Below are 1,163 nucleotides of genomic sequence, written 5' to 3'. Positions count from 1 at the left end.
GGTCGCTGACCAGTCGGCGGAGCAGACCCACGGTGCTGACGATGATGTCGCCGGGCAGGAAAACGCCCGATCTCGTCAGCTTGCCCAGGTAGTCGTAGCCGTCGAGGCCCGCACGTGCCGAGGCCATGCGGCTCAGGAACTCTCTTTTGAGCGGGTGGCCCTGAGGCGTGAGGTCGAGGAGGAAGCCGTCGAACGGGTCGTACCGGGGCGGCTTCCAGTACCGGCTGAGCGGCAGCCGTGGCCTGATCCCCGGGGAGAGGTCCTTGCCTGGTAGGTACCGGGCGGGACGGACGAAGGTCTTGCGGAAGACGACGCGCAGTCTCGCCTCGTCACCGACGACGTGGCGGGCGGCGAAGTACTCCATGAACGTCTGGTGGGTGAAGACGAGGTCGTCCGAGCCTCGGGTCAGCAGTCCTGTGCCGCACAGCGCGGACTCCAGGAAGTCCCGCCAGCGCTTCTTCGGCACCGCCGCCGGCCGCCCGGCACCCGGGTGCTGAAGGACGAGGTCGAGGACGGTCCTGTCGCCATCCCCACGCTTTGCGAGCAGCAGGTGGTGGGCAACGGCGGCGAGCATGTTCTGGAGGCCCAGGACGGCCCGCTCCGCGCCGGCCTCCGCGTCGGAGCCGTACTGCCTCATGGCGGCCCGGGCCTGTTCCAGGGCATGGGCGTGGTACTGACGCGCTTGCAGCGACTCGACGAAATGCCCGTAGATCTCGCCGCGCCCACGCGGCAGCGGTCCGCCGGGCTCCCTGGCCCAGAGCTGGCAGAGCATGGACATCGTCAGGGGGACGCGGACCAGGTCGGTCAGCTGGGCCCTGCCGATCGCGGTGAGGAACTGTCGTGCGCCGTTCTCCGGTTCGGTGACACCGAGGGCGGTGAACCAGCCGGTCGCGACGTGTTCCAGCTCGTCGGGGGCGAACGGTTCCAGGTGGTAGCGCGGGACCTCGGGGCCGAGGATGCCGAGTTCGGTTTCGTGCAGCGGGCGGGTGGCCACGACGAACGCGTAGTCGTCACCCGCGTTCGCCACGGTCTTCAGGACGTCCTTCCGCTCGTCGGGATCGGTGATCTCGTCGAGGCCGTCGACCAGCACCAGCCAGTGGCATCCGCTGGAGCTGGGCGTAGACTGCGGTACGCAGGTCGTTCATCATGTTCACGCCGAGACC

The 1,163-nt window shown here is 69.0% G+C and carries 1 protein-coding gene; it reads right to left on the bottom strand.

What is annotated here, in order from left to right; genetic code table 11:
• Positions 1-1,090, bottom strand: a 1,090-nt coding sequence (locus ABZ646_RS47050) for a hypothetical protein (protein WP_360534033.1), incomplete at its 3' end; no start/stop codon positions are given.
• Positions 1,091-1,163 lie beyond the last annotated feature (73 nt).

The sequence above is a fragment of the Streptomyces sp. NPDC007162 genome (genome assembly GCF_040634175.1).
GTDB lineage: Bacteria > Actinomycetota > Actinomycetes > Streptomycetales > Streptomycetaceae > Streptomyces.
The sequence above is the reverse complement of the archived record's forward strand: the minus strand, read 5'-3'. Positions and strand labels throughout refer to the sequence as shown.